The 25,109-nt window shown below is 66.5% G+C and carries 22 protein-coding genes and 1 pseudogene; 12 read left to right on the top strand and 11 right to left on the bottom strand.

The window, feature by feature from the left end; all coding sequences use genetic code 11:
* The first annotated feature begins 7 nt into the window (after window positions 1-7).
* Window positions 8-1,264: a Mur ligase family protein gene (locus AC1C2S_RS18505; protein WP_495354065.1), complete on the top strand. Its 1,257-nt coding sequence runs from the start codon at window positions 8-10 to the stop codon at window positions 1,262-1,264.
* The gene (locus AC1C2S_RS18500; RefSeq protein WP_495354064.1) at window positions 1,261-1,998 is read left to right on the top strand and encodes a type 1 glutamine amidotransferase; all 738 of its coding nucleotides are present in this window, start codon (window positions 1,261-1,263) and stop codon (window positions 1,996-1,998) included. Before AC1C2S_RS18505 ends, AC1C2S_RS18500 begins: the two co-directional genes overlap by 4 nt.
* 115 nt (window positions 1,999-2,113) lie before the next feature.
* On the opposite strand, the gene AC1C2S_RS18495 is transcribed toward AC1C2S_RS18500, so the two are convergent.
* A complete protein-coding gene (locus AC1C2S_RS18495; RefSeq protein ID WP_495354063.1) occupies window positions 2,114-2,350 on the bottom strand; it encodes a DUF7455 domain-containing protein in 237 nt (78 codons plus the stop codon).
* Window positions 2,351-2,496: 146 nt separating this feature from the next.
* Between AC1C2S_RS18495 and AC1C2S_RS18490 the strand changes: the two genes are divergently transcribed.
* Window positions 2,497-4,575 (top strand): DNA gyrase/topoisomerase IV subunit B, encoded by a 2,079-nt coding sequence (locus AC1C2S_RS18490; protein WP_495354062.1) that lies wholly within the window; start codon window positions 2,497-2,499, stop codon window positions 4,573-4,575.
* 66 nt (window positions 4,576-4,641) lie between these two features.
* Here AC1C2S_RS18490 and AC1C2S_RS18485 read toward each other — a convergent pair.
* Together AC1C2S_RS18485 and AC1C2S_RS18480 are read right to left on the bottom strand one after the other, a co-directional pair.
* Window positions 4,642-4,842: pseudogene (locus AC1C2S_RS18485) on the bottom strand (NAD(P)H-binding protein); the annotation flags it as partial.
* A gap of 35 nt (window positions 4,843-4,877) precedes the next feature.
* On the bottom strand, window positions 4,878-7,352 hold the full coding sequence (locus AC1C2S_RS18480) for a DNA gyrase/topoisomerase IV subunit A (protein ID WP_495354061.1): 2,475 nt from the start codon (window positions 7,350-7,352) through the stop codon (window positions 4,878-4,880).
* Window positions 7,353-7,424: 72 nt separating this feature from the next.
* Between AC1C2S_RS18480 and AC1C2S_RS18475 the strand changes: the two genes are divergently transcribed.
* Window positions 7,425-8,573, top strand: coding sequence for an alkaline phosphatase family protein (locus tag AC1C2S_RS18475; RefSeq protein ID WP_495354060.1), 1,149 nt, complete (start codon window positions 7,425-7,427; stop codon window positions 8,571-8,573).
* 75 nt (window positions 8,574-8,648) lie between these two features.
* On the opposite strand, the gene AC1C2S_RS18470 is transcribed toward AC1C2S_RS18475, so the two are convergent.
* The gene (locus tag AC1C2S_RS18470) at window positions 8,649-9,230 is read right to left on the bottom strand and encodes a DUF3043 domain-containing protein (protein WP_495354059.1); all 582 of its coding nucleotides are present in this window, start codon (window positions 9,228-9,230) and stop codon (window positions 8,649-8,651) included.
* 37 nt (window positions 9,231-9,267) lie between these two features.
* Between AC1C2S_RS18470 and AC1C2S_RS18465 the strand changes: the two genes are divergently transcribed.
* The 5 genes from AC1C2S_RS18465 to AC1C2S_RS18445 all read left to right on the top strand — a co-directional run bounded on the left by AC1C2S_RS18465 (window position 9,268) and on the right by AC1C2S_RS18445 (window position 14,401).
* Window positions 9,268-10,710: a dipeptidase gene (locus tag AC1C2S_RS18465; RefSeq protein ID WP_495354058.1), complete on the top strand. Its 1,443-nt coding sequence runs from the start codon at window positions 9,268-9,270 to the stop codon at window positions 10,708-10,710.
* Between the two features lie 74 nt (window positions 10,711-10,784).
* On the top strand, window positions 10,785-11,135 hold the full coding sequence (gene erpA / locus AC1C2S_RS18460; protein WP_495354057.1) for an iron-sulfur cluster insertion protein ErpA: 351 nt from the start codon (window positions 10,785-10,787) through the stop codon (window positions 11,133-11,135).
* A gap of 198 nt (window positions 11,136-11,333) precedes the next feature.
* On the top strand, window positions 11,334-12,227 hold the full coding sequence (gene ctaC, locus AC1C2S_RS18455) for an aa3-type cytochrome oxidase subunit II (RefSeq protein WP_495354056.1): 894 nt from the start codon (window positions 11,334-11,336) through the stop codon (window positions 12,225-12,227).
* Window positions 12,228-12,233: 6 nt separating this feature from the next.
* A complete protein-coding gene (gene ctaD / locus AC1C2S_RS18450) occupies window positions 12,234-13,970 on the top strand; it encodes an aa3-type cytochrome oxidase subunit I (RefSeq protein ID WP_495354055.1) in 1,737 nt (578 codons plus the stop codon).
* Window positions 13,970-14,401: a cytochrome c oxidase subunit 4 gene (locus tag AC1C2S_RS18445; protein ID WP_495354054.1), complete on the top strand. Its 432-nt coding sequence runs from the start codon at window positions 13,970-13,972 to the stop codon at window positions 14,399-14,401. Before ctaD ends, AC1C2S_RS18445 begins: the two co-directional genes overlap by 1 nt.
* 72 nt (window positions 14,402-14,473) lie before the next feature.
* Here the strand turns inward: AC1C2S_RS18445 and AC1C2S_RS18440 are convergent, their stop codons facing one another.
* The 5 genes from AC1C2S_RS18440 to ctaE form a co-directional block, all read right to left on the bottom strand.
* On the bottom strand, window positions 14,474-15,214 hold the full coding sequence (locus tag AC1C2S_RS18440) for a methyltransferase domain-containing protein (protein WP_495354422.1): 741 nt from the start codon (window positions 15,212-15,214) through the stop codon (window positions 14,474-14,476).
* Between the two features lie 203 nt (window positions 15,215-15,417).
* Window positions 15,418-17,034 carry a cytochrome bc1 complex cytochrome b subunit gene (gene qcrB / locus AC1C2S_RS18435; RefSeq protein ID WP_495354053.1) on the bottom strand — a complete coding sequence of 539 codons (1,617 nt, stop codon included), beginning with the start codon at window positions 17,032-17,034 and terminating at the stop codon, window positions 15,418-15,420.
* On the bottom strand, window positions 17,031-18,107 hold the full coding sequence (qcrA, locus tag AC1C2S_RS18430; RefSeq protein ID WP_495354052.1) for a cytochrome bc1 complex Rieske iron-sulfur subunit: 1,077 nt from the start codon (window positions 18,105-18,107) through the stop codon (window positions 17,031-17,033). Before qcrA ends, qcrB begins: the two co-directional genes overlap by 4 nt.
* Before the next feature lie 38 nt (window positions 18,108-18,145).
* A complete protein-coding gene (gene qcrC, locus AC1C2S_RS18425) occupies window positions 18,146-18,940 on the bottom strand; it encodes a cytochrome bc1 complex diheme cytochrome c subunit (protein WP_495354051.1) in 795 nt (264 codons plus the stop codon).
* Window positions 18,941-18,989: 49 nt separating this feature from the next.
* Window positions 18,990-19,622 (bottom strand): aa3-type cytochrome oxidase subunit III, encoded by a 633-nt coding sequence (gene ctaE / locus AC1C2S_RS18420; RefSeq protein WP_495354050.1) that lies wholly within the window; start codon window positions 19,620-19,622, stop codon window positions 18,990-18,992.
* Window positions 19,623-19,755: 133 nt separating this feature from the next.
* On the opposite strand from ctaE, the gene trpD reads away from it, so the two are divergent.
* Entirely contained in the window at window positions 19,756-20,808 is a 1,053-nt protein-coding gene (gene trpD / locus AC1C2S_RS18415; protein ID WP_495354049.1) for an anthranilate phosphoribosyltransferase, read from the top strand.
* Between the two features lie 25 nt (window positions 20,809-20,833).
* Here trpD and glpK read toward each other — a convergent pair whose 3' ends face one another.
* Window positions 20,834-22,348, bottom strand: coding sequence for a glycerol kinase GlpK (gene glpK / locus AC1C2S_RS18410; protein ID WP_495354048.1), 1,515 nt, complete (start codon window positions 22,346-22,348; stop codon window positions 20,834-20,836).
* 93 nt (window positions 22,349-22,441) lie between these two features.
* On the bottom strand, window positions 22,442-23,218 hold the full coding sequence (locus AC1C2S_RS18405; protein ID WP_495354047.1) for an MIP/aquaporin family protein: 777 nt from the start codon (window positions 23,216-23,218) through the stop codon (window positions 22,442-22,444).
* Between the two features lie 217 nt (window positions 23,219-23,435).
* On the opposite strand from AC1C2S_RS18405, the gene dhaK reads away from it, so the two are divergent.
* Together dhaK and dhaL are read left to right on the top strand one after the other, a co-directional pair.
* Window positions 23,436-24,437, top strand: a complete 1,002-nt coding sequence (gene dhaK, locus AC1C2S_RS18400) for a dihydroxyacetone kinase subunit DhaK (protein ID WP_495354046.1) — start codon at window positions 23,436-23,438, stop codon at window positions 24,435-24,437.
* Between the two features lie 24 nt (window positions 24,438-24,461).
* Complete coding sequence (dhaL, locus tag AC1C2S_RS18395) at window positions 24,462-25,109, top strand: dihydroxyacetone kinase subunit DhaL (protein WP_495354045.1); 648 nt, start codon at window positions 24,462-24,464, stop codon at window positions 25,107-25,109.

The raw sequence follows: 25,109 nt of genomic DNA, 5'->3' as shown, positions 1-25,109 counted from the left end.
GCCGCCAGTGCGCTACGCCCCGGCGATCCTCGTCGGCAGGCTCACGCGATTCGCCGCTCGGCTGCGCAAGCCGGGCGGCGGATCGGCTGTTCCGGGCCTCGTCGTCAACCGCATCGCGCCCGGCTACCTGAAACGCACCCTCTCGGGGTTTCCCCGAGGACTCGTCGTCGTTTCGGGATCGAGTGGCAAGTCGACGACGACGAAGATGCTCGTTGCGATCCTTCGCGCCCACGGCGTCGACGTGTTCACGAATCCGTCGACCGCCAATATCAGCCAGGGGCTGACGTCGGCACTGCTCGAGCGGGCCGACTGGCGTGGGCGGGTACCCGGCGACGTCGCGGTACTCGAGATGGACGAGGGCCATGGCGCCCTCGTCATGCAGGGTGTCGATGCGCGCGTCGTCACGCTCATGAACGTCATGGTCGACCAGATCGACCGATTCCACGACTCGGAGATGGTCGCGGCGATGCTCGAGCGCATCGCCGCACGGGCCGGTGAGGCGGTCATCGTGAACGCTGACGACGCCTACCTCGAGCGCATCGCCAACCGCGTGCCGCCGAATGTCGCCGTCCATCGATTCGGGGTCGCACCCGAAGTGCTGGCTGCCGCACCTCGTGGGCTCGGCTACACCGAGACGAGTGCCGCGCGACTGCCGACTGGCTCCGGCGTGCGCGTCGACTCGGTCGACGGCGCGGCCGCGGTGCTCGACGATGCCGGGTCATCCGTGGCGATCGGGCTTCCAGCGCGTGGCATCCACTACGCGGTCGATGCTGCCGCCGCGTACGCGACGGCCAAGGCGGTCCTCACCGACCGGTTCGCGCCCGAGACGGCGTCGGCCGCGCTCAGCGCGATTCCTGCGGTGTTCGGGCGAGGCGAGCGCACACGTGTGCGTGGCCACGAGGTCGAGTTCGTGCTCGTGCAGAACCCCGCAAGCTATCAACTCAACGTCGACAGCATCGCGCCGGGCACCGAGCAGGTGCTGTTCGCGATCGGCTCCGACGTGCGCGACCCGTCGTACTTCTGGCCGACGGATGCCTCGTCGCTCGGCCGCGTCTCGATCGTGAGCGGGTCGAAGGCGGCCGAGGCTGCGCTGATGCTCGCCTACGACGGCGTCGACATCGACCGCGTCGAGCCCGACCTTTCACGTGCGCTCGACGACTTCCTCGCGATGCCGGAGCCCGACGTCGGGGTGAAGACCATCGTCTTCACGGCTGATGCGATGCGCCGCACACGCGCCCATCTCGGACTCGCGGGAGCAGAATGACCCTCACCATCGTCTCGCTCCTGCCCGGGCTGGCGAACACCAACGGCGACGCGGAGAACGCGCGAGTGCTCGCATCCCGTGCGAACTGGGCCGGCGTGGCTGCTCAGGTCGTCGACGTCGAGGGGCCCGACGACCTGCCCGAACGAGTCGATGCGGTCGTACTCGGTTCCGGCAGCGACGCCGCGCTCGATCGGAGCCGAGCCGCGCTCATCACGATGCACGACGAGCTGCGCCGTTGGGGCACCGAAGGTCTGCCCATCCTCTCGATCGGCACCGGATGGGAGCTCTTGAGCTGGGGCATCGAGCTGGCTGACGGCCGCACTGTCGAGGGGCTCGGCATCCTCCCCGGCAGGGCCGTGCCTCGCGCGGGCCGAGTCACCGGCGACCTCGTGGTGAAGATGCCTCGCTTGGGAACCCTCGTCGGCTTCGAGAACCACGCCCGCGACTACCTCGGCGCGGAGGGCTCTCCGCTCGGCCGCGTGCAAGCCGGCCACGGCAACGGACGCGAGTCCGGTCAAGAGGGTGTGGCCATGGGCGGCGTCTACGGCACGCACCTGCACGGACCAGTACTCGCGAAGAATCCAGTGTTCGCCGACCATCTGCTCGGCATCATGGCCTCTCGTGCCGGCCTCGAGTACACCCCCGGAGAGCGGACCCGAACCGTCGACGGGTACGCTTCGGCGGCTCGGGCGGCGCAGCTCGCCGCGGCTGGAGTACCCGTCCCCGCGTCCTGACGGCGGTTGGCCGGGTCAGTGTGGTCGGACGCGAGCGAGGTCGGACACTCAGCGCCGATCAGTGCCGGTAAACGACGAACGCCCCGGGTGAGCCCGGGGCGTTCGCGAGTTCGTATCAGTTGCGGTCGTCGGCCTGCAGCTTGCTCGACTCGTCGTGCCAGCTGTGGGCGATCTGCGAGAGCTTCTCCTGGTGCTTGCGGCCGTGGTGGGCGCAGAACAACAGTTCGCCGCTCGCGACGACGACGCGGATGTACGCCTGCGCGCCGCACGCGTCGCATCGATCAAGCGCGGTGAGCTCGTAAGGGGTCTCGAGTTCATCGACCGCACCGGTGGTCTCGGTGTATTGGGTCATGGCTCCTCCTTCGTCGCTCATGCTCGGTGTTCCGTTCATCAATGAAAACACGGGTGAGGCCTCGTTCCTTCCGTTGGGCCGGGCATTTCGCTCAGCGCGTAGCGCCTGACCGGATGTGTCGGTGCGGCTCAGTAGGCTTGACCGACGTGAGCTCCGACTATTCCGCCCGCCATCTCTCCGTGCTCGAAGGCCTCGAGGCCGTGCGCAAGCGACCCGGCATGTACATCGGTTCGACCGACTCGCGCGGCCTCATGCACTGTCTCTGGGAGATCATCGACAACTCCGTCGACGAGGCGCTCGCAGGCCATGGCACCGACATCGGCGTGACGCTGCACCCCGATGGCAGCGTCGAGGTGCGTGACCGTGCACGCGGCATCCCGGTCGACATCGAACCCAAGACCGGGCTCTCGGGTGTCGAGGTCGTCTTCACCAAGCTGCACGCGGGCGGCAAGTTCGGCTCGGGCTCCTATGCGGCCTCGGGCGGTCTGCACGGTGTCGGCGCCTCAGTCGTCAACGCGCTCTCCGAGCGGCTCGATGTCGAGGTCGATCGCGACGGCAAGACCTGGGCGATGTCGTTCCACCGCGGGGAACCCGGCAACTTCGCCGATACGGGAGCCCCGTCACCCGACGCGCCGTTCACGCCGTTCGAACAGCGCAGCGAGCTTCGGGTGGCAGGCAAGGTCGCAAAGGGCGTCACCGGCACGCGCATCCGCTACTGGGCCGACCGGCAGATCTTCACCAAAGGCGCAGAGTTCCAGACCGAGGAACTGCTCGGACGCGCGCGACAGACGGCATTTCTCGTGCCCGGCCTCGCGCTCGACGTCACCGACGAACGAGGCGAGGCACCGAAGACCACCTCGTTCCAGTTCGACGGCGGCATCTCCGAGTTCGTCGAGCACCTGGCATCCGATGCTCCGCTCACCGATGTCTGGCGTCTGACCGGCACCGGCCACTTCACCGAGACCGTTCCCGTGCTCACCGACGGCGGCGCCATGGTGCCTACCGAGCTGAAGCGCGAGTGTGCGGTCGACATCGCATTGCGATGGGGCACCGGTTACGACACCGTCATCCGCTCGTTCGTGAACATCATCGCGACGCCGAAGGGCGGCACCCATCAGGCGGGCTTCGACCAGGGTCTCCTGAAGTTCCTGCGTCAGCAGGTCGAGCAGAACGCACGACGTCTGAAGGCCGGCAACGACAAGCTCGAGAAAGACGACGTGCTCGCGGGGCTCACTGCGGTCGTCACCGTGCGCCTGCCCGAGCCGCAGTTCGAAGGCCAGACGAAAGAGGTGCTCGGCACGCCGGCCGCGCGTGCCATCGTCTCCGGTGTGCTCACGAAAGAGCTCGGCGCGCGCTTCACCTCCACGAAGCGCGACGACAAGGCGCAGTCGGCGCTGCTGCTCGACAAGGTCGTGGCCGAAATGAAGTCGCGCATCTCCGCGCGAGCCCACAAAGAAACGCAGCGCCGAAAGAACGCACTCGAGAGCTCGTCGTTGCCGGCGAAGCTCGTCGATTGCCGATCGAACGACGTTGCCCACAGTGAGCTGTTCATCGTCGAGGGCGACTCCGCGCTCGGCACGGCGAAGCTCGCTCGGGACAGCGAGCACCAGGCGCTGCTGCCGATTCGCGGCAAGATCTTGAACGTGCAGAAGGCCAGCGTCGCCGACATGCTCGGCAACGCCGAGTGCGCCTCGATCATCCAGGTGATCGGTGCCGGGTCCGGTCGCAGCTTCGATCTCTCAACGGCGCGATACGGCAAGGTCATCCTGATGGCCGACGCCGACGTCGACGGTGCGCACATCCGCACATTGCTCCTGACTCTCTTCTTCCGCTACATGCGACCGATGATCGAGAACGGCCGTGTTTTCGCCGCGGTGCCGCCGTTGCATCGCGTCGTGGTCATGAATCCGGGCTCGAAGCCCAATGAGACCATCTACACGTACTCCGAGGCCGAGTTGCAGGGGGTGCTCAAGACGCTCGACAAGCAGAAGAAGCGATACCAAGACCCGATCCAGCGCTACAAGGGCCTCGGCGAGATGGACGCCGATCAGCTGGCCACGACCACGATGGATCGTCGGCACCGGACCCTCCGCCGTGTCGGTATCGGAGATGCCGAGAATGCAGGACGCGTGTTCGAGCTGCTCATGGGCAATGAGGTCGCCCCTCGCAAGGAGTTCATCATCGAGAGTTCCGACACGCTCGAGCGTGACCGCATCGACGTCTAAGAACCCGCCGCGACTCGCGCGACGGCCGACTCCAGCATCGCAGCGCCCGGAGCCCATGCCTGCGATGAGGGCCCGGGTCGCATCACCGTAGAAGTCAGTCGCCGGAACGTCGAGGCGCGCCATGGCATTGACCACCGCGTCCGCATCGGCGGTCAACCGCCGCACGTCGGCGACATCGGTGATGTCGCCCTCGACCGCATCCAATCCAGGGCGTGCGCCCGGATCTCGCACGACCGCTCGCACATCATGTCGTCGTCTGCGCGCCACCTCGAGTGTCGGCTGAGCGCACGGCGAACCGGGCCTCAACCGATGCGCACGCCGATCGTGCTGACGACGGCGTCGAGCGGCTGGCCCGACGCATCGCGTTTGGCACCGACATCTGGCAAGGTGCGCGTCGAACCATCGGGCCCGACGGCGAGCGCAGGGGAGCGGCCGACCCACGCGAGATGCAGCGCGTCTTCACCTTTCAAGAAGCGTTGAGCTCGCACACCTCCCGTCGCACGGCCCTTCGCCGGGAACTCTGCGAACTCGCTCACCTTCGCGCTGCCGGGGTCTGCGCCGAGCAGCGTGTCGGTACTGGCCGCGATCGTCACGACAACCGATTCAGCTGCAGCATCCGCTGCGAGGCTCGTGAAGTGAATGACGTGCGCACCGCCGCCGAGGTTGATGCCGGCCATGCCGCCCGCGGCGCAGCCCTGGGGGCGAACCGTGGAGGCCGCGAACCGCAGCAACTGCGCATCGGATGCCACGAACACGAGCTCATCGCTCTCATCGCCCTGCACTGCGCCGATGACCTCGTCGCCCGCCTTGAGCCCGATCACCTCGAACTCGGGCTTGCTGGGGTACGCGCCCGTCGCCACGCGCTTGACCACCCCTTGCTTGGTACCGAGCGCGATCGAGCGGTCGGAGTCGAGTGAGACGATCGCGAGCACCTTCTCGTCGCGGTTGGGGAGCGTGAGGTAGTCGCCGATCTTCACGCCGGCTCCCAGCTGCACCGACGTCGGCGGCAGCATCGGCAGGTCGACGGGCGTGAAGCGGATGAGCCTGCCGAGACTCGTCACGGCGCCGATCTCGGCACGGCTCGTCGTGTCGAGCGTCGACCGAATGGCATCGTGCTTGCTGCGGCGCGCCGGCGCAGTGATCACCGGCGGGCCGTCGTCGCCGACGGGGAGGTCGACCCGCGCGATGCGCCCGGTCGCGGAGAGGAAGACCCGGCACGGGACATCCGCGACTTCGAGCACTGCGGCGGCGCGCTTCGCCGCCGCGCCCGCGATGCTGGGCCGCGCATCGGTGAGCAAGGTGCGTCGCGGCGTGCCGAAGCGCTCGGCGATCTCGGCCAATTCGTCGGAGACGAGGGCCTCGATGCGATGCCGGCTCGAGAGCAGGGCCTCCAGCTCGGCGATCTCGGCGCGGAGCTTGTCGCGTTCGGTTTCGAGGTCGATGCGCGAGAACTTCGTGAGTCGCCGCAACTGCAGTTCGAGGATGTAGTCGGCCTGCACCACGCTGAGGTCGAAGACCTCGATCAGGCGCGCTCGGGCGGCGGCGGTGTCGTCGCTCGAACGGATCAGTTGGATGACCTCGTCGATGTCGAGGATCGCGATGAGCAGGCCGTCGACCAGGTGGAGGCGCTCGCGCTTGCGGGCGAGCCGGTATTCGGAGCGGCGAGTCACCACCGAGATGCGGTGCGCAACGTAGACCTGCAGGAGTTCGCGGAGCCCGAGGGTCTGCGGGCCGCCGTCGACGAGCGCGACGTTGTTGATGTTGAAGGAGTCTTCGAGCGGTGTGAGTCGGTAGAGCTGTTCGAGCACGGCGTCAGGACTGAACCCGGTCTTGATGCCGATGACGAGTCGCAGGCCGTTGGTGCGGTCCGTCAGGTCGGTGACATCCGAGATGCCGCTGATCTTCTTCGCGTTGACGCCGTCTTTGATCTTCTCGATGACCTTCTCGGGGCCGACGAGGTAGGGCAGCTCGGTGACGACGAGCCCGGTCTTGCGGGCCGTGATGGATTCGACGCTGACCTTCGCGCGGGTCTTGAAGCTGCCGCGGCCTGTGGCATAGGCATCTGCGATGCCGGCGAGCCCCACAATCGTGCCGCCCGTGGGCAGGTCGGGGCCGGGAACGAACTCCATGAGCTCTTCGAGCGTCGCGTTGGGATGGGCGATGAGGTGCCGGGCCGCCCCGACCACCTCGATGAGGTTGTGCGGCGCCATGTTCGTGGCCATGCCGACGGCGATGCCGCTCGCACCGTTGACCAGCAGGTTGGGGTACGCGGCGGGCAGCACCTCGGGCTGCGTGAGCTGGTTGTCGTAATTCGGCACGAAGTCGACGACATCCTCGTCGAGGCCGTCGGTCATCGCGAGGGCGGGGGATGCGAGCCGCGCCTCGGTGTACCGCGGCGCGGCGGGGCCGTCGTCGAGTGAGCCGAAATTGCCGTGGCCGTCGATCAGCGGCACCCGCAGCGTGAAGGCCTGTGCCATGCGCACGAGTGCGTCGTAGATCGCCGTGTCGCCATGGGGGTGCAGCTTGCCCATGACCTCGCCCACGACGCGGGCCGATTTCACGTGCCCGCGGTCGGGCCGCAGGCCCATCTCGGTCATCTGGTAGAGGATGCGCCGCTGCACGGGCTTCAGCCCGTCACGTGCGTCTGGGAGCGCTCGTGAGTAGATGACCGAGTACGCGTATTCGAGGAACGAACCCTGCATCTCGGTGGCGACGTCGACGTCTTCGATGCGTTCGACGATCGTCTCTTCAGCGGGCTGATTCTTGGCTCGGCTCATCCGTCGTCTCTATGGCAAGCGTGCGAACACGCAGGAACAGGGGCGCGCCCGGCCTGTGCCAGACTGGGCGCGATGTCTGCCATGCTACCCGTGCCCGCCGACACCGTTCCGCGCCTTGCCGGGGTGCTCGGCAGTTCGATCTCGAGCCTCCGAGCTGCTCCGAACGACTTGGGGCTGCCCGTGGCGTCGAGCGTCGTCGTCGTGGTCGTCGACGGACTGGGCGCATCGAACCTGCAGGCGCGCGCCGGCCATGCGAGATTCCTCGCCTCCCGCATGGGCAAGCGCGACGTCATCCGCACGGTGTTCCCCTCGACGACGGCTGCGGCCCTTGCGACATTTGCCACCGGGAAGGCGCCGGGCGAGCACGGACTCGTCGGCTACCGAGTGCTCGACGCCGCGCACGACCGCGTCGTCAACCAGTTGAGCGGCTGGGATGACGACATGCGGCCCGAGAGCTGGCAACGCGTTCCCACCGTCTTCGAGACCGCACGTGCGGCCGGAACCGCCAGCTACGCGATCGGCGCTGCACGCTACGCCGACTCGGGCTTCACGCGCGCGGTGCTCCGCGGGGCGGAATATCGCCCCGCAGCATCCGTCGTCGACCGCTTCGCCGAGGCCGCGCGTCTCATCTCGTCCGGCGAGCCGGCCCTGGTCTACCTGTATGTGCCCGAACTCGACCAGGCGGCGCACTCGCACGGCTGGCAGTCCGACCGGTGGCTCGGCCTACTGGAAGAACTCGACGCCGAACTCGCTGCATTCGAGGGTCGGATGCCTCGTGGGGCGGGGCTCCTCGTCACCGCCGACCACGGGGTCATCGACGTTCCATCGCACCGGCACGTGTACATCGACGCCGATCTCGCCCTGCTCGACGGTATCCGGCACGTCGGCGGTGAGCCGCGCTGTCTCTCGCTCTATTTCGAGCCCGAGTTCGATGCGAGCTCCCGGGCGGCGCTCCTCGAGTCCTGGCGCGCCGCCGAGGCGTCTCGGGCCTGGGTGCTGGGTCGCGACGAGGCGATCGACGCCGGACTCTACGGAACGGTCGACCCTGCGGTGCGCGAGCGGATCGGCGACATCGTCATCGCGGCTCGTGCAGGCATCGCCTACTACGACCGGCGCGAAGCCAACCGGCAGGCCGAATCGATGATCGGCCAGCACGGCTCGCTGAGCGACGAGGAGACGCGAGTGCCGCTCATCCGCGGGGGAGTGTTCGCACGCGCGTGATTCCGCGGCGCGGCGAGCGCGGCCGAGGGGTCATGGGTGTCGTCACCGGACAACGCCCGCGCCGCGACATCCGTCTCAGGAGGGGTACTGTCCGCGCTTGACCTGCGGCTTCGGAAGGCGCAGCGGGCGAAGCTGCAGCGCCCGCATCGCGGCGTACCAGCGCACCCGCTCCACCTTGTCGGCTCCGAACTTCGCACCGAGCTTCTTGGTCAGGATGAAGCCGAGCACGACCGAGTCGATGACCGCGACGAGGAAGAACGCCCAGAGCGAGAGGATGCCGATCGATTGCACCTCGGGGCTCGGCACGAACGTCAGCAGGATGACGGCGAACATCACCGGGATGAGGATCTCACCGATGCTGAACCGCGCGTCGACATAGTCGCGCACGTACCGCTTCTGCGGGCCGCGGTCGCGGGCGGGCAGGTAGCGCTCGTCGCCGACGGCCATGCCGACCCGAGCGCGCTCTCGCGACTCGGCGGCCTTCGCGCGCGCCTGCTTCGCTGCTTCTTTGCGGTCGTTCGGCACGAGCGGCCGCTTGCGGGCCGCCTCCTGCTGCGCACGACTCGGCGTGGGCGCGCCCTTGCCCTTCAGGCGAGCCTGGGTCTCTTCGAGCGTCTCGGCGCTCGGTTCATCGGTGTTGTTCGGCTGCTTGGCCACGGGAGTCCTCGAATCGGTTCCCCTTAAGATTACCGGCATGACCGAGACTTCTCCCGCTTCCGGCGGAACCTCCGACACCCCGACGACGAGCGACGCCCTGCGCGGTGCCGTCGAAGCCGCCTTCCCGACCACCATCGCAGACCTCACACGTCTCGTGAAGATCCCGTCAGTCTCATGGGCCGCGTTCGATCCGGCCCACGTCGACACGAGTGCAGAGGCGGTGGCGGAGCTCGTGCGCGGGCTCGGCGTCTTCGACCTCGTCGAGATCCGTCGCGCGGCGATCGGAGAAGGCGACGCCCCGGATACCCCGCTGGGCAAGCCGGCCGTCGTGGCACGCCGGGCGGCGCGCAACGGGCGACCCGCCGTGCTGCTCTACGCCCACCACGACGTGCAGCCGCCCGGCCAAGACGAGGACTGGGAGACCGCCCCGTTCGAACCGACGCTTCGCGGAGATCGCCTCTACGGGCGCGGCGCCGCCGACGACAAGGCCGGGGTGATGGCGCACATCGGTGCCATCCGTGCGCTGACCGAAGTGCTCGGCACGGAGTTCGATCTCGGCATCGCACTGTTCATCGAAGGGGAGGAGGAGTCCGGATCGCTCTCGTTCGCCAACTTCCTCCGCGAGAACCGCGACGTGCTCGCCGCCGACGCGATCGTGGTCGCGGACTCCGGCAACTGGGATCTCGAGACGCCGGCGCTCACGGTCGCGCTCCGGGGTGCCGTCGCCTTCCGTCTGCGCGTGTCGACGCTGGCACACGCATCGCACTCGGGCATGTTCGGCGGCGCGGTGCCCGACGCGATGCTCGCGGCCATCCAGCTGCTCGCGACGCTGCACGACGCCGACGGGGCCGTCGCCGTCGAGGGCCTCACCTCGGCCGATCTCGAGACGCCCGCCTACGACGAGGCGCAGTTGCGTTCCGAGACGGGACTCCTCGACGGTGTGACGCCGATCGGACGCGGAGAGATCCTCTCGCGCATCTGGGCGCAGCCATCGATCACGATCACGGGCATCGACGCCCCGACGGTCGCGAACGCCTCCAACACCCTGGTGCCGAGTGTCGCGGTGCGGATCAGTGCACGCGTGGCGCCGGGGCAGAGCGATGTCGACGCACTCGCGGTGATCCGCGGCCACCTCGAGCGTCATGCGCCGTTCGGTGCGCACCTCGAGTTCGATGCGTTCGAGCTCGGCAACCCCTTCCTCGTCGACACCTCGGGCTGGGCGGTCGCCGAGTCCAATGCGGCGATGGCCGAAGGATGGGGCAAGGAGCCCGTCGAGATCGGCGTCGGCGGCTCCATTCCGTTCATCGCGGAACTCGTCGCCGAGTTCCCGTCGGCGCAGATCCTCGTCACCGGCGTCGAGGACCCGGACTCTCGAGCTCACAGCCCGAACGAGTCGCTGCACCTCGGCGTCTTCCAGCGTGCGCTGCTGAGCGAGGCGCTGTTCCTCGCCCGCCTCGACGCCCGCACTGAAGATTCCTGAGAGCGCGCCGGACGCACTCTCCGTTTCGGGAGTTACCATGGAGACAGGTTCCGTTTGACGCACCGAGGAGAGACATGAGCGACACGATCATCGAGACCACGCACGGCGTGAAGCTGAGCGACCCCGCCGCCGACAAGGTGCGCAATCTCCTCGCACAAGAGGGGCGAGACGATCTCCGCCTCCGGGTGGCCGTGCAGCCCGGTGGCTGTTCGGGACTCATTTACCAGCTCTACTTCGACGAGCGCCTCCTCGACGGCGATGCCGTCGTCGATTTCGAGGGTGTCGAGGTCGTCGTCGACAAGATGAGCGTGCCCTACCTCGATGGCGCCGCGATCGACTTCGAAGACACCATCCAGAAGCAGGGTTTCACGATCGACAACCCCAACGCAGAGGGCAGCTGTGCATGCGGTGACTCGTTCCACTGAGTCACTGACGTCTACTCCGAAGGGAGGCCGCGAGAGCGGCCTCCCTTCGTCATTTGCGCCGGTCGAGCGGGAATTCCGTGGAACGGCGCACCCGACACCGCCGTCGGGTGCACACCCCGGGGGTCGAGTCGGAGTAGGCTAGGCAACGATCAACGCGCTTCGCTGTGAAGCGCCTTCGAGTCTCCCGAAAGGTCACCGGTGCGCCACAATCGCCGACTCCGATGGGCTGCAATTCCGATCGCAGCGTCACTCAGCCTCGTCCTCGCAGGGTGCACCCAGGCTCAGTTGAACGGATTCCTCCCCGGATTCGTTGAGGGGGAGGCGCCGGTCACGAACCATACCGATCTCGTCTCCGGACTCTGGGTCACCTCGTGGATCGTGCTGCTGATCGTCGGTGTCATCACTTGGGGTCTCACGATCTGGGCAGTCATCGCATACCGTCGCCGCAAGGGCCAGACCGGCCTGCCGGTGCAGTTGCGCTACAACATGCCGATCGAGGTGTTCTACACGATCGTCCCGCTCATCCTGGTGCTCGGATTCTTCGCCTTCACGGCGCGCGATCAGGCCGAGATCGAGCAGCGCTTCGCCGAAGACCAGATCGACGTCCAGGTCGAGGTCATCGCGAAGCAGTGGGCCTGGGACTTCAACTACGTCAAAGAAGACGTGTACTCGCCGGGCATCCAGGGCCAACTCTCCGACGAGGGTCCGAGGGGCTCACTCGTGCAGTCCGAGCTGCCGACCCTCTACCTGCCGGTCGGGGCGAACGTCGAGATCGAACTTGAATCCCGTGACGTCATCCACTCGTTCTGGGTTGTCGACTTCCTCTACAAGAAAGACATGTATCCGGGCAAGACGAACTACATGTCGTTCGTGCCCGAACGTGAGGGCACCTACGCCGGCAAATGCGCCGAGCTCTGCGGCGAGTACCACTCGCTCATGCTCTTCAACGTCGAGGTCGTCTCTCAGAGCGAGTACGACGACTACATCGAGTCGCTTCGCGACGCCGGCCAAGAGGGCCAGTTGTCCAGCGAGTACGACCGTAATCAGAACCTGCCCGGAACGGGCGCGCCCGAACTGAAAGAGGAGCACTAAGCCGCGATGAGCACCACGACCGCACCGGCTCGCCCCTCAGCGAGCGCGCTTCCGTTCGGCTCTTCCAAGGTCGAACACAAGGGCAACATCCTCGTCAAGTGGATCACGTCCACCGACCACAAGGTCATCGGGTACATGTACCTGATCACCGCGTTCATCTACTTCTGCATCGCCGGCGTGATGGCGCTGATCATCAGGGCGCAGCTCTTCGAGCCGGGCCTCGAGATCATCCAGACCCGTGAGCAGTACAACCAGCTGTTCACGATGCACGGCACGATCATGCTGCTGATGTTCGCCACCCCGCTGTTCGCGGGCTTCGCGAACGTGATCATGCCACTCCAGATCGGTGCTCCCGATGTGGCGTTCCCGCGACTGAACGCATTCGCGTACTGGCTCTTCAACTTCGGTTCGCTGATGGCCGTCGCGGGCTTCTTCACTCCGCAGGGCGCTGCGTCGTTCGGATGGTTCGCCTACCAACCACTCGCCTCGACGACGTTCTCACCAGGCGTCGGCGGCAACCTCTGGATGCTCGGCCTCGGCCTCTCCGGATTCGGCACGATTCTCGGTGCGGTCAACTTCATCACCACGATCATCACGATGCGCGCGCCCGGCATGACCATGTTCCGCATGCCGATCTTCACGTGGAACACGCTCGTCACGTCGATCCTCGTACTGATGGCCTTCCCGGTGCTCGCCGCGGCGATCCTGGCCGCCGGCGCCGACCGTATCTTCGGTGCTCACGTGTTCGATCCAGCCAACGGTGGCGTCATCCTCTGGCAACACCTCTTCTGGTTCTTCGGCCATCCAGAGGTGTACATCATCGCCCTGCCGTTCTTCGGCATCGTCTCCGAAATCTTCCCGGTGTTCAGCCGAAAGCCGATCTTCGGATACAAGACGCTCATCTATGCGACGATCGCGATCGCTGCGCTCTCGGTCACGGTGTGGGCGCACCACATGTACGTCACGGGCTCGGTGCTGCTGCCGTTCTTCGCCTTGATGACGATGCTCATCGCAGTGCCGACCGGCGTGAAGATCTTCAACTGGATCGGCACGATGTGGCGAGGCTCGATCACGTTCGAGACGCCGCTCATCTGGTCGCTCGGCTTCCTGATCACGTTCGTCTTCGGCGGTCTCACGGGCGTGATCCTCGCGTCGCCACCGCTGGACTTCCACGTCTCCGACACGTACTTCGTCGTCGCCCACTTCCACTACGTCGTCTTCGGCACCGTCGTGTTCGCGATGTTCGCCGGCTTCTACTTCTGGTGGCCGAAGTGGACCGGCAAGATGCTGAACGAGACGCTCGGCAAGTGGCACTTCTGGCTGCTGTTCATCGGCTTCCACACGACGTTCCTCATCCAGCACTGGCTGGGTGTCGTCGCGATGCCACGACGGTACTACTCGTATCTGCCGGAAGACAACATCACGTGGATGAACCAGCTGTCGACGATCGGTGCCGGCATCCTGGCGGTCTCGATGATCCCGTTCCTCCTGAACGTCTACATCACGGCTCGACGCGCACCGAAGGTGACCGTCAACGATCCATGGGGGTACGGTGGTTCGCTCGAATGGGCAACCAGCTGCCCGCCGCCGCGGCACAACTTCACGTCGATCCCACGCATCCGTTCGGAGCGACCCGCGTTCGACCTGAACCACCCCGAGGCCGGCATCCCGGTCGGCATCGGGCCCGCGAAGGATGCCCCGCAGGCGCCCACGTATGATGCCGCGTCGGAGGAGATCAAGTAATGCGCGCGAACGCCAATCTCTTCTGGATCCTCACGGTCTTCCTCCTGCTGGTGGCGGGAACATACATCGGGTGGAGCTGGGCTGACAACGCTTCGCATGGACGCGACCACCCAGAATGGGCCGGTTCCGTCGCCCTCACGCTGACTGCCGTGCTGAGCGCGTTCATCGCCTTCTACCTCGGCCGAGTGCACAAGGCGCAGGGAGCAGAACTGCCCGAAGACCGCCTCGACGCGAACATCGACGACGGCGACGCGGAGCTCGGCTTCTTCAGCCCCTGGAGCTGGTGGCCGATCATGTTGGCCGGCGCTGCCGCCCTGATGTTCCTCGGCCTCGCCATCGGGGTCTGGATCTCGTTCATCGCCGTCGGGCTCGGTGTCATCAGCCTGGTCGGTTGGGTCTACGAGTACTACCGCGGGAACTTCGCTCGCTGATATCGTCCGACGCTCTGAGACAGCCCCCGTGCCCTTGCGGCCACGGGGGCTGTTTCCTTCGCTCGGTTTCGATCAGTCGGCGATGGGGCCGCGCGTCGCGGCAGCAGATGCCGCGCGGAGGAATGCGACGACGTCGACCGAGACCGTCACGGTCATGGCCTCGGGCGCCCCGACATCGCCTGGGGCTGCACGATGGTGCGCCGCGGGTCCCATGTCGACCAGCAGGTTCCGCATCGCAGAGTCCGTGGCGAGCTCGTACTCGACCCGTGTCGTGGTGACCAGGTCGAATCCGACGCTGCTGAATTGACCGATCACCAACTCCGCCTTGCCGTCGGGTACGTCGAGTGCGGCCCCGAGTCGACGGAGCTCGACGAAATGCGACGCCGTCGGCACGACGACGACGAGCGCGCCGTTCACACGCACGATGCGAGCGAACTCGGCGGGGTTTCGGGGTGCGAACACGTTGATGGCGGCATCGGCGGATGCATCACGGATCGGGAGTGGGCGCCAGAGATCGACCACGACGCCTGTCGCTTCTGGCACGTGACGCATGGCCATACGCACCGCCGTCGGCGATCTATCGGCTAGCAGCACTGAGGTGGTGCCGATGGACTCAGCGAGTCGCCGTGCATAATATCCGGTACCGCAGCCGAGATCGGCGATCCGAATCGCCTGCCCTGAGCCACCCACGGCCGTGTTGGGTTCTGGATGGCCCGGTCGATCACCAAGAGCCAACCGGGTCGCGTCGACGATGGCAGACGCGATCGGGTCGTACGCCCCGGACTCCAGCAGCGACGATCGAGCCTCGAGCATGCCGCGATCGTCGCCCATCGTGCGCGGCGCTCGAGGGGGGAGGAGTGTGACGCCGCCGCGCTTGGAGAGGTCGAACCGGTGTCCGCTCACGCAACCGAGCACAGCATCGGCGACGGTTCCGAGGTCCTGCATGCAGTTCGGGCACCGCAGCCAAGTCGAATCGATCGACATGGCGCGGTGCCCGAATCCGTCTACTGGTTTTCTCAGTGGTGGGTGTCGTGCCCGGCCTCGAGCTCGCCCTTCGTGACCGGCGCGATGCGGTCTTCGAAGAACCAGCGCGAGAGTGCCGCGCGCGTGCGCTGACCGAAGGTGATCTTGCCACGAGCGTTCGGGCGCAGCATGAGCGGCTCGTACGTCTCTTGGCTCACGAGCCTCCAGCGGTCGTACTCGTCGAGCGGCTGGTGCACCTCGATGAACTCGCCGCCGGGCAGCTTCACGATGCGACCCGACTCATAGCCGTGCAGCACGATCTCGCGATCCTTCTTCTGCAGGGCGATGCACACGCGCTTCGTGATGAAGAACGCGATGAACGGCCCGATGATCACCGCGGCTTGGAGGGCGTGGATCACACCCTCCATGGTGAGAGAGAAGTGCGTGGCCAGGATGTCGGAGCTTGCTGCGGCCCACAGGCCGGCGTAGAACGTCACGCCTGCCGCACCGATGGCGGTACGCGTGGGGGCGTTCCGCGGACGATCGGCGATGTGGTGCTCTCGCTTGTCGCCCTTCACCCAGGCCTCGATGAACGGGTAGATCAGCGCCAGCACGATGAAGATGCCGATGGCGATGAGCGGGACGAGGATGTTGAACGACCACGTGCGGTCGAGCCAGACGAACTCCCAACCCGGCGGGATGAGACGGAGGGCGCCGTCGGCGAAGCCGATGTACCAGTCGGGCTGTGTACCGGCCGAGACGGGCGACGGGTCGTAGGGGCCGTAGTTCCAGATCGGGTTGATCGTGAACAGCGCCGCGATGAGGGCGACCACGCCCCAGATGATGAACATGAAGCCGCCGGCCTTCGCCGCGTAGATCGGCAGGATGGGCGGGCCGACGGAGTTGGTCGGTTCTCGACCGGGACCGGCGAACTGCGTGTGCTTGTGGATGAACACGTACACGACGTGAACCGCGATGAGCGCGACGACGAGTGCCGGAAGCAACAGGATGTGCAGCGTATAGAGGCGTCCGACGATGGCATCGCCGGGGAACTCGCCGCCGAAGAAGAGGAACGAAGCCCACGTGCCCACGAGCGGCATGCCCTTGAGAATGCCGTCGATGATGCGGAGTCCGTTGCCGGAGAGCAGATCGTCGGGGAGGGAGTAGCCCGTGAATCCTTCGGCCATCGCGAGGATGAAGAGGATGAAGCCGAACACCCAGTTGATCTCACGGGGCTTGCGGAACGCGCCGGTGAAGAACACGCGCAGCATGTGCAAGCCGATGGCGGCCACGAACAGCAGAGCCGCCCAGTGGTGCATCTGACGAACGAAGAGCCCGCCTCGGATGTCGAACGAGATGTCGAGCGTCGATGCCATGGCCACCGACATCTCGACGCCCTTCAGGGGAACGTACGAGCCGTTGTAGTGCACCTCGGCCATCGACGCCTGGAAGAAGAACGTCAAGAAGGTACCGGAGATGAGAATGACGATGAAGCTGAAGAGCGCGACCTCGCCGAGGAGGAAGGACCAATGGTCGGGGAAGGCCTTGCGCCCGAGACCCTTGATCGCGACGGCGATGCCCGTGCGGTCGTTGACGTACTCGGATGCCTCTGCCGTGAATGAGCGCTTGACAGGCGCAGGCGAGGGCGTTCGCGTCGATACGGTGCTCAATGGCGCTCCCAGAAGCTCGGGCCGACGGGTTCGGTGAAGTCGCTCCGCGCGATGAGATAACCCTCGTCATCGACCGCGATCGGAAGCTGAGGAAGGGGTCGGGCCGCGGGGCCGAAGATGACCTCGCAGTTGTTCGCCACATCGAACTGCGACTGGTGGCACGGGCAAAGCAGGTGATGCGTGTGCTGCTCATACAGTGCGACGGGGCATCCGACGTGCGTGCAGATCTTCGAGTACGCGACGATGCCGTCGTACGCCCAGGACTCACGGCCCGGGGCCGGATGCAGCTCACTCGGCTCGAGCCGCATGAGCAGTACCGCGGCTTTCGCCTTCTCATCGAGTCTGCCGTGCTCGAGATCGTTGAGTCCTTCGGGGATCACATGGAACGCGCTGCCGATCGTGACGTCGCCGGCCTTGATCGGCACGCCGGAAGGGTCGAGCGCGAGGCGAGTACCCTTCGCCCACATCGTGTGGCTGAGGAGCTCGACCGGGAGTTGATCCTGTGGCGCCAGCCCGCGGAACAGCACGATCGCCGGCAACGGGAACACGAGGAGTGCACCGATGAGGCTGTTCCGAATGACGGAGCGGCGAGAGAAGCCCGACTCCTCGTCGGCCTCGCGGAACACCTCGATGGCGCCCAGCTTCGTGGCCTCGCTCCCACCGATCGGGTGACGGGTGTCGACCGACTCGGGGGAGGTCATGAGCGACTTGCCCCAGTGCACCGCACCGAAACCGATTGCGAGAAGTGCGAGGGTGGCGCCCAAGCCGAAGAACAGGTTGTTGAGACGTACTGCACCGACGTCGTTCGACTCGATGGGGAAGAGCATGTACGCGGCGATGGCCCACACGCTGCCGATCACCGAGAGGTAGAAGAGCGTATAGACCGTTCGCTGGGCTCGGTTCTCGCGCTTCGGGTTCTCATCGGTGACGCGAGCGCGGTGCGGCTCGAATCCGGGATTCTCGAACCCGTCGTGCGGGATGACCGCTGTGCCGGGCGATCCGGCGTATTCGTGCGCGGCGTGCGACGAGTCGGCAGCGACGAGCTCTTCGCCGCTGTGGTCGTCCTGTGCCATGGTTCTCCTTCTTCAGCTACTTCAGTGCTGGGCGTGCGCTAGTTGGATTTCGCCGTGATCCACACGGTGATCGCGACGATCGCGCCGAGACCGAAGATCCAGATGAACAGGCCCTCTGCGACCGGTCCGAGCGAGCCGAGCTCGATTCCGCCGGGCGAGCGATTGTCTTGCACGTACTTGAGGTACGTGATCACGTCGCGCTTGTCTTCCGGCGAGATGTTCAGGTCGTTGAAGACCGGCATGTTCTGGGGGCCGGTGACCATGGCCTCGTAGATGTGCACGCCCGAGACATCCGTCAGCGGGGGAGCGAACTTTCCCTCGGTGAGGGCGCCACCCGCGCCGGCCACGTTGTGGCACATCGCGCAGTTGATGCGGAAGAGCTCCGCGCCGTTGGCTGCGTCGCCGCCGCCATTGGTGAGGTGATCGTCGGGGATGTCGGGACCGGGGCCGAGCGAAGCGACGTAGTAGGCGAGCTGCTTGACCTGATCGTCGGTGAACTGCACCGGCTTCTGCTGCGCCTGCGGACCCTGCATCTGCATCGGCATGCGGCCGGTGCCGACCTGGAAGTCGACGGCGGCGGCACCGACGCCGACGAGGCTCGGTCCGGTGTCGCTGCCCTGCGCCTCGAGTCCATGGCAGGTGGCGCAGTTGGCCTGGAAGAGCTTCTTGCCCTGTTCGATGGTCTGCTGCGAGTCGGGGTCGATCTCGGCCTGCGCGATGGTGCCGCTGCTGAGGGCCGCGTACGCGCCACCGGTGAAGACGAGGCCGAGCGCGAGGAGCGCGACGGTGGCGAGCGGGTGCCGGCGTCCGGTGCGTCGCTTCTGGCGAGTCATGGGTAACTTCCTGTTCACGGGCATGCTGTGCTGACGCTCCTGATGCGGCTTACTTGAGGACGTAGATGACGAGGAACAGTCCGATCCAGACGACGTCGACGAAGTGCCAGTAGTACGAGACGACGATCGCACTCGTCGCCTCGCGGTGACCGAAGTTCTTGACCGCGAAGACGCGGCCGATCACGAAGAGGAAGGCGAGCAAGCCACCGGTGACGTGCAGGGCATGGAAGCCGGTGGTGATGTAGAACGCCGAGCCGTAGGCGTTGGAGTCGATCGCAATTCCCTCGGAGACGAGGGTGGCGTACTCCCAGACCTGGCCGGCGACGAAGACGGCACCCATCGCGTACGTGAGGAAGAACCACTCGACCATGCCCCACTGCTTGGGCTTCCACCCGGTGGCGTATGGCTGCATGCGCTCCGCGGCGAAAACGCCGAACTGGCACGTGACTGATGACAACACCAGGATCAGCGTGTTCACCAACGCGTACGGCACGTTCAGCCGGCCTGCCTCGAAGTCCCAGAGTTCGGGAGATGTCGACCGCAGCGTGAAGTAGATCGCGAAGAGTCCCGCGAAGAACATGACCTCGCTGCCGAGCCAGACGATCGTGCCCACCGCAACGGTGTTCGGTCGTTTGATCAGGGGCGCGCTCGCCTGATGAGTGATTGAGGTGCTCGTCACCATCCCATTATGGCTGAAACGAGGCCTGAGTTTTCGTCATCCGGGGGAGTCGTGTCGGGTCGACACGGTAAGGCGACCCTAAATCGAGCTGGGTGAAGGCCGCGAATCCGCCGTGAATCACGCATAGGATCGACGCATGCCCGCACGACAGCACTGGCCAGACATCCTGAATTCCCTCCTCGAGGGCACCGATCTCAGCGTTTCGGATGCCGCGTGGTGCATGGAGCAGGTCATGACCGGCGCGGTCAGCGAAGCGCAACTCGCTGCGTTTCTCGTCGCACTCCGAGTGAAGGGGGAGACGGTCGACGAGATCGTCGGGTTCCGCGACGCGATTCTCGAACACGCCGTGCCGCTGCCGGTGGATCCGATGGCGCTCGACATCGTCGGCACCGGTGGCGACCGCTTCGGTACCGTCAACGTCTCGACGATGGCGTCGATCGTCGCCGCGGCATCCGGAGTGCCGGTCATCAAGCACGGCAACCGGGCGGCGAGTTCCTCATCCGGATCCTCCGACGTGCTCGCGGCCCTCGGGCTCGACCTCGCGCTGCCCGCCGAGCGTGTCGCCGCCGTGCTCGGCGAGGCGGGCATCACCTTCGCCTACGCCGCCGCGTTCCACCCGGGCTTCCGCCACGCCGGGCGGGTTCGCGCCGAGCTCGGCGTGCCGACGGTCTTCAACTTCCTGGGGCCGCTCGCGAACCCGGCGCGCCCCGAAGCATCCGCCGTCGGCGTCGCTCACCTCGATCGCGTACCGCTCATCGTCGGCGTCTTCCAGACCCGCGGCGCGACCGCGCTCGTATTCCGGGGCGATGACGGTCTCGACGAGCTGACGACTACCGGGCACAGTCACCTCTGGGAGGTCTCCCTCGGCACGGTCAAGGAACACGATCTCGACCCGCGCGACCTGGGGATTCCGCGGGCGACGATCGATCAGCTCGAGGGCGGCGACGCCGAACACAACGCGGGAGTCGTCAACGAGCTTCTCTCGGGCGTTCGCGGACCCGTGCGCGACATCGTCGTGCTGAATGCCGCTGCAGGGCTCGTCGCCTTCGATCTCGCGAAGGATCCGGCCCAGGTGCAGCGTGCGATCCTCGATCGTTTCCGCGACAAGATGGCGGTCGCCGAAGAAGCGATCGACAGCGGCGCGGGTGCCCGCAAGCTCGAACAGTGGATCGCGGCGACGAAGGCCTGAGCGAGGCATCCGTCGCCGCGACTGCTCAATTCACGTCTTCGTCGACCCAATCGAAGGTCTTCGTGACGGCCTTCTTCCAGAGCCGGATTTGACGGTCCCGCTCGGCGGGATCCATCTTCGGCTCCCAACGGGAGTCCTCTTGCCAGTTCGCGCGCAGTTCGTCGAGGCTCGACCAGAAGCCGACTGCGAGCCCTGCTGCGTAGGCGGCACCGAGCGCCGTTGTCTCGGCGACCACCGGGCGAACGACCGGAACGCCGAGGATGTCGGCCTGGAACTGCATGAGCGTGTTGTTGGCGATCATGCCGCCGTCGACCTTGAGTTCTGTCAGGTCGACGCCCGAATCGGCATTCACCGCTTCAAGCACCTCGCGGGTCTGGAAGGCCGTCGCCTCGAGTGCCGCGCGGGCGATGTGACCCTTGTTCACGAAGCGGGTGAGGCCGACGAGCGCGCCACGGGCGTCGGGGCGCCAGTACGGCGCGAACAGGCCCGAGAATGCCGGCACGAAGTACGCACCGCCGTTGTCGTCGACCGACTTCGCAAGTCGCTCCACGTCGGGCGCGCTCGAAATCAGTCCGAGATTGTCGCGAAGCCACTGAATCAGCGAACCCGTCACCGCGATCGAGCCCTCGAGCGCGTAGTGCGGGGCCGCGTCTCCGAGCTTGTAGCCGAGCGTCGTCAGCAAGCCGTTCTTCGAGTGGACGATCTCTTCGCCGGTGTTGAAGATCAGGAAGTTGCCGGTGCCGTAGGTGTTCTTGGACTCGCCGGTGTCGAACGCGGCCTGACCGAACGTCGCAGCCTGCTGGTCGCCGAGGATGCCGGCGACGGGAACCTCGCGGAGCAGGCTCGACGGCTCTGCGACGCCGTAGACCTCGGAGGACGACTTGATCTCGGGGAGCATCGAGCGGGGCACTCCGAAGGCGGCGAGGATCTCGTCATCCCACGCGAGGGTCTCGAGATCCATGAACATCGTGCGGCTCGCGTTCGTGACATCCGTTGCGTGCACACCACCGTCAGGGCCACCCGTGAGATTCCAGAGCACCCAGGAGTCGGTCGTGCCGAAGAGCAGGTCACCGGCTTCGGCCTTCTCACGCGCACCCGGCACGTTTTCGAGAATCCACACGATCTTCGTACCCGAGAAGTACGTCGCCAGCGGCAATCCCACCTGCTGCTTGAAGCGCTCGACCCCGCCGTCGGCCGCGAGCCGGTCGACGATCGACTGCGTGCGCGTGTCTTGCCAGACGATCGCGTTGTAGACCGGCTCGCCGGTGTTCTTGTCCCACACGACGGCGGTCTCGCGCTGGTTCGTGATGCCCACCGCCGCGATGTCGTGCCGGGTCAGATCGGCCTTGCCGAGGGCCTGCCCGATGACCTCCCGGGTGTTGCGCCAGATCTCGACCGGGTCGTGCTCGACCCATCCCGCCTTCGGGAAGATCTGCTCGTGCTCGAGCTGGCCGGTCGAGACGATCGATCCGGCCTTGTCGAAGATGATCGCGCGCGACGAGGTCGTGCCCTGATCGATCGCGAGGATGTAGTCGGCCATTCGGTTCTCTCATTCTGCTCAGCCGGCGGGCGCCGGCGGTCGTTCTGATGGATGACCTCGGGGGCCGGTCCGATGGACCGGCCCCCGAAGCGCTCAGCTGATGAGGGGGAGCAGCGGGATCGCCGCCCATCCGGCGATCAGGCCGCCGATGATCGGCCCGAACACCGGCACCCACGAGTACGACCAATCGCTGGCGCCCTTGCCCTTGATCGGAAGGATCGCGTGCGCGATCCGGGGACCGAGGTCACGGGCCGGGTTGATCGCGTACCCCGTCGGACCACCGAGCGAGACGCCGATACCGATCACGAGGAGCGCCACTGGGAGTGCGCCGAGTGCGGCCAGACCGCCGTCGCCCTGGCGACCGCCGCCGAAACCGATCACGACGAAGACCAGAACGAAGGTGCCGATGATCTCGGTGATCAGGTTCCACGCGTAGTTGCGGATGCCCGGGCCGGTCGAGAAGACACCCAGCTTCGACGCCGGTTGCGGCTCCTCGTCGAAGTGCTGCTTGTACGCGAGCCAGACGAACACGGCACCGATGATGGCACCGATCAGTTGCGCACCGATGTAGGCGATCACCGAGAGGAAGTCCACCGGCACGGTGATACCGAGGCCGGCATTGCCGAACTCCGTGGCACCGTTCGCGACGAGCCCGAGGGTGACCGCAGGGTTGATGTGCGCGCCCGACGCATACGACACGATGACGCCGGCGAAGACCGCGAGGCCCCAGCCGAACGTCACCATGAGGAATCCGCCGTTGAAACCCTTCGTCTTGGCGAGGGCGACGTTGGCCACCACCCCGCAGCCGAGGAGCACGAGCATCGCCGTTCCGACGAGCTCGCTGAGGAACAGCACTCCGAGATTGTCCACGTTGACCATCCATCCTTTTCGCCGAGCCCGGTGGGCTTCGCCCAGGGGCGGAACACTGCCCACGATACTCAGACCGGCCGCACCGCGGAATGGGGGTGTGAGATTTCACACGGCCTCTTACGGTCGACGGCGCGACGGGCGTAGGTTTGCGAGGAGTGCTGCGTCGACGTTGATGCACGTCTGCACGGCGTCCGTCAGCTGAGTGGAAGGGATGTCCGTGAAAAAGATCATCAACGATCCGAAGCGGGTCGTCGAAGAGTCGGTCGCGGGGTTCGGACTCGCCCATGCCGATCTCGTGCGAGTCCAGTTCGATCCGATATTCGTCGTACGGGCCGACGCCCCGATCGCAGGCAAGGTCGGCATCGTGAGCGGCGGCGGCAGTGGGCATGAACCCCTTCACGCGGGCTTCGTCGGCTTCGGCATGCTCGATGCCGCCGTGCCCGGTGCGGTGTTCACGTCTCCGACTCCAGACCCGATCCTCGCCGCGACCAAAGCCGTCGACGGGGGAGCGGGTGTACTCCACATCGTGAAGAACTACACGGGTGACGTGCTGAACTTCGAGACCGCCGCAGACCTGGCATCCGCCGACGGCATCGACGTGCGCGCCGTCATCACCAACGACGACGTCGCCGTCAAGGACTCGCTGTACACGGCGGGCCGGCGAGGGGTCGCCGGCACCGTGCTCGTCGAGAAGATCGCGGGAGCGGCGGCCGAACGGGGCGACTCCCTCGATGAAGTCGCCGTCATCGCCGAGCGGGTGAACGCCGGTGCACGGTCGATGGGGCTCGCGTTGACACCCTGCATCGTGCCGCACGCCGGTGAACCGAGCTTCACGCTCGCTGAAGACGAGATCGAAATCGGCATCGGAATCCATGGCGAGCCGGGGCGAGCGCGCATCAAACTCGAACCCGCCGACCGACTCGTCGACCGGTTGCTCGAGCCGATCCTCGAAGACCTGCCGTACGAGCGAGGCGAACGCGCACTGCTGTTCGTCAACGGCATGGGCGGCACGCCGCAGATCGAGTTGTACCTCGCGTACCGACGTGCGGCAGAGGTGCTCGAAGAACGCGGCATCGAGGTCGCCCGATCGCTCGTGGGCAACTTCATCACGGCGCTCGAGATGCACGGCATGTCGATCACGCTGCTGAAGCTCGACGACGAGATGGTCGAATTGTGGGATGCTCCGGTGCAGACTGCCGCACTGCGGTGGGGACGATGAAGACGGATCGAAGGGGGAATTTCGGTGGGATTGGACATCACCTGGGCTGTGGACTGGGTCAGACGAAGCGCGCAGGTCATCTCGGAGCATCGAGTCGAGCTGATCACGCTCGATCGTGAGATCGGTGACGGCGATCATGGCGAGAACATGGATCGCGGATTCCAGGCGGTGCTGCCGAAACTCGACGACCTGGCTGCCGGATCCACACCCGGTGACGTGCTGAAGCTCGTGGCGACGACCCTGATCTCGACGGTCGGCGGCGCCGCCGGTCCGCTCTACGGCACCGCCTACCTGAAGGCGGCGGCAGCCGCGGGCGGTGCGGTCTCACTGGATGGCCCGGCCATCGCCGCGATCCTCGCAGCGGCGCGCGACGGGGTGGTGTCACGCGGCAAGGCCGAGTCCGGCGACAAGACGATGGTCGACGCATGGACGCCGGCCGTCGATGCAGCGGCGGCCGCCGCGGCCGCCGGTACGGACGCCGCCGGTGTGTTCGCCGCCGCGGCCGACGCGGCCGAGGCCGGTGCGGCGGCGACCGAGCCGCTCATCGCCCGAAAAGGCAGGGCGAGCTATCTCGGCGAACGCTCTGCCGGCCACCGCGACCCGGGCGCCGAATCGAGCGCACTGCTGCTCCGAGCCGCCGCGGATGCGGCTGCGGCCTCAGCGGGGGCGTGA

The organism is Agromyces sp. Y782 (genome assembly GCF_059445405.1).
Note: the sequence above shows the minus strand (reverse complement) of the source record. Positions and strands in the feature narration are given on the sequence as shown.

Excerpts from the sequence above, each read along its gene's own strand:
- AC1C2S_RS18500 (WP_495354064.1), top strand. The coding sequence starts at position 1,261 with ATGACCCTCACCATCGTCTCGCTCCTGCCCGGGCTGGCGAACACCAAC.
- AC1C2S_RS18495 (WP_495354063.1), bottom strand. The coding sequence starts at position 2,350 with ATGACCCAATACACCGAGACCACCGGTGCGGTCGATGAACTCGAGACC.
- AC1C2S_RS18480 (WP_495354061.1), bottom strand. The coding sequence starts at position 7,352 with ATGAGCCGAGCCAAGAATCAGCCCGCTGAAGAGACGATCGTCGAACGC.
- AC1C2S_RS18475 (WP_495354060.1), top strand. The coding sequence starts at position 7,425 with ATGTCTGCCATGCTACCCGTGCCCGCCGACACCGTTCCGCGCCTTGCC.
- AC1C2S_RS18465 (WP_495354058.1), top strand. The coding sequence starts at position 9,268 with ATGACCGAGACTTCTCCCGCTTCCGGCGGAACCTCCGACACCCCGACG.
- erpA (WP_495354057.1), top strand. The coding sequence starts at position 10,785 with ATGAGCGACACGATCATCGAGACCACGCACGGCGTGAAGCTGAGCGAC.
- ctaD (WP_495354055.1), top strand. The coding sequence starts at position 12,234 with ATGAGCACCACGACCGCACCGGCTCGCCCCTCAGCGAGCGCGCTTCCG.
- AC1C2S_RS18445 (WP_495354054.1), top strand. The coding sequence starts at position 13,970 with ATGCGCGCGAACGCCAATCTCTTCTGGATCCTCACGGTCTTCCTCCTG.
- AC1C2S_RS18440 (WP_495354422.1), bottom strand. The coding sequence starts at position 15,214 with ATGCTCGAGGCTCGATCGTCGCTGCTGGAGTCCGGGGCGTACGACCCG.
- qcrA (WP_495354052.1), bottom strand. The coding sequence starts at position 18,107 with ATGGCACAGGACGACCACAGCGGCGAAGAGCTCGTCGCTGCCGACTCG.
- qcrC (WP_495354051.1), bottom strand. The coding sequence starts at position 18,940 with ATGACTCGCCAGAAGCGACGCACCGGACGCCGGCACCCGCTCGCCACC.
- ctaE (WP_495354050.1), bottom strand. The coding sequence starts at position 19,622 with ATGGTGACGAGCACCTCAATCACTCATCAGGCGAGCGCGCCCCTGATC.
- trpD (WP_495354049.1), top strand. The coding sequence starts at position 19,756 with ATGCCCGCACGACAGCACTGGCCAGACATCCTGAATTCCCTCCTCGAG.
- glpK (WP_495354048.1), bottom strand. The coding sequence starts at position 22,348 with ATGGCCGACTACATCCTCGCGATCGATCAGGGCACGACCTCGTCGCGC.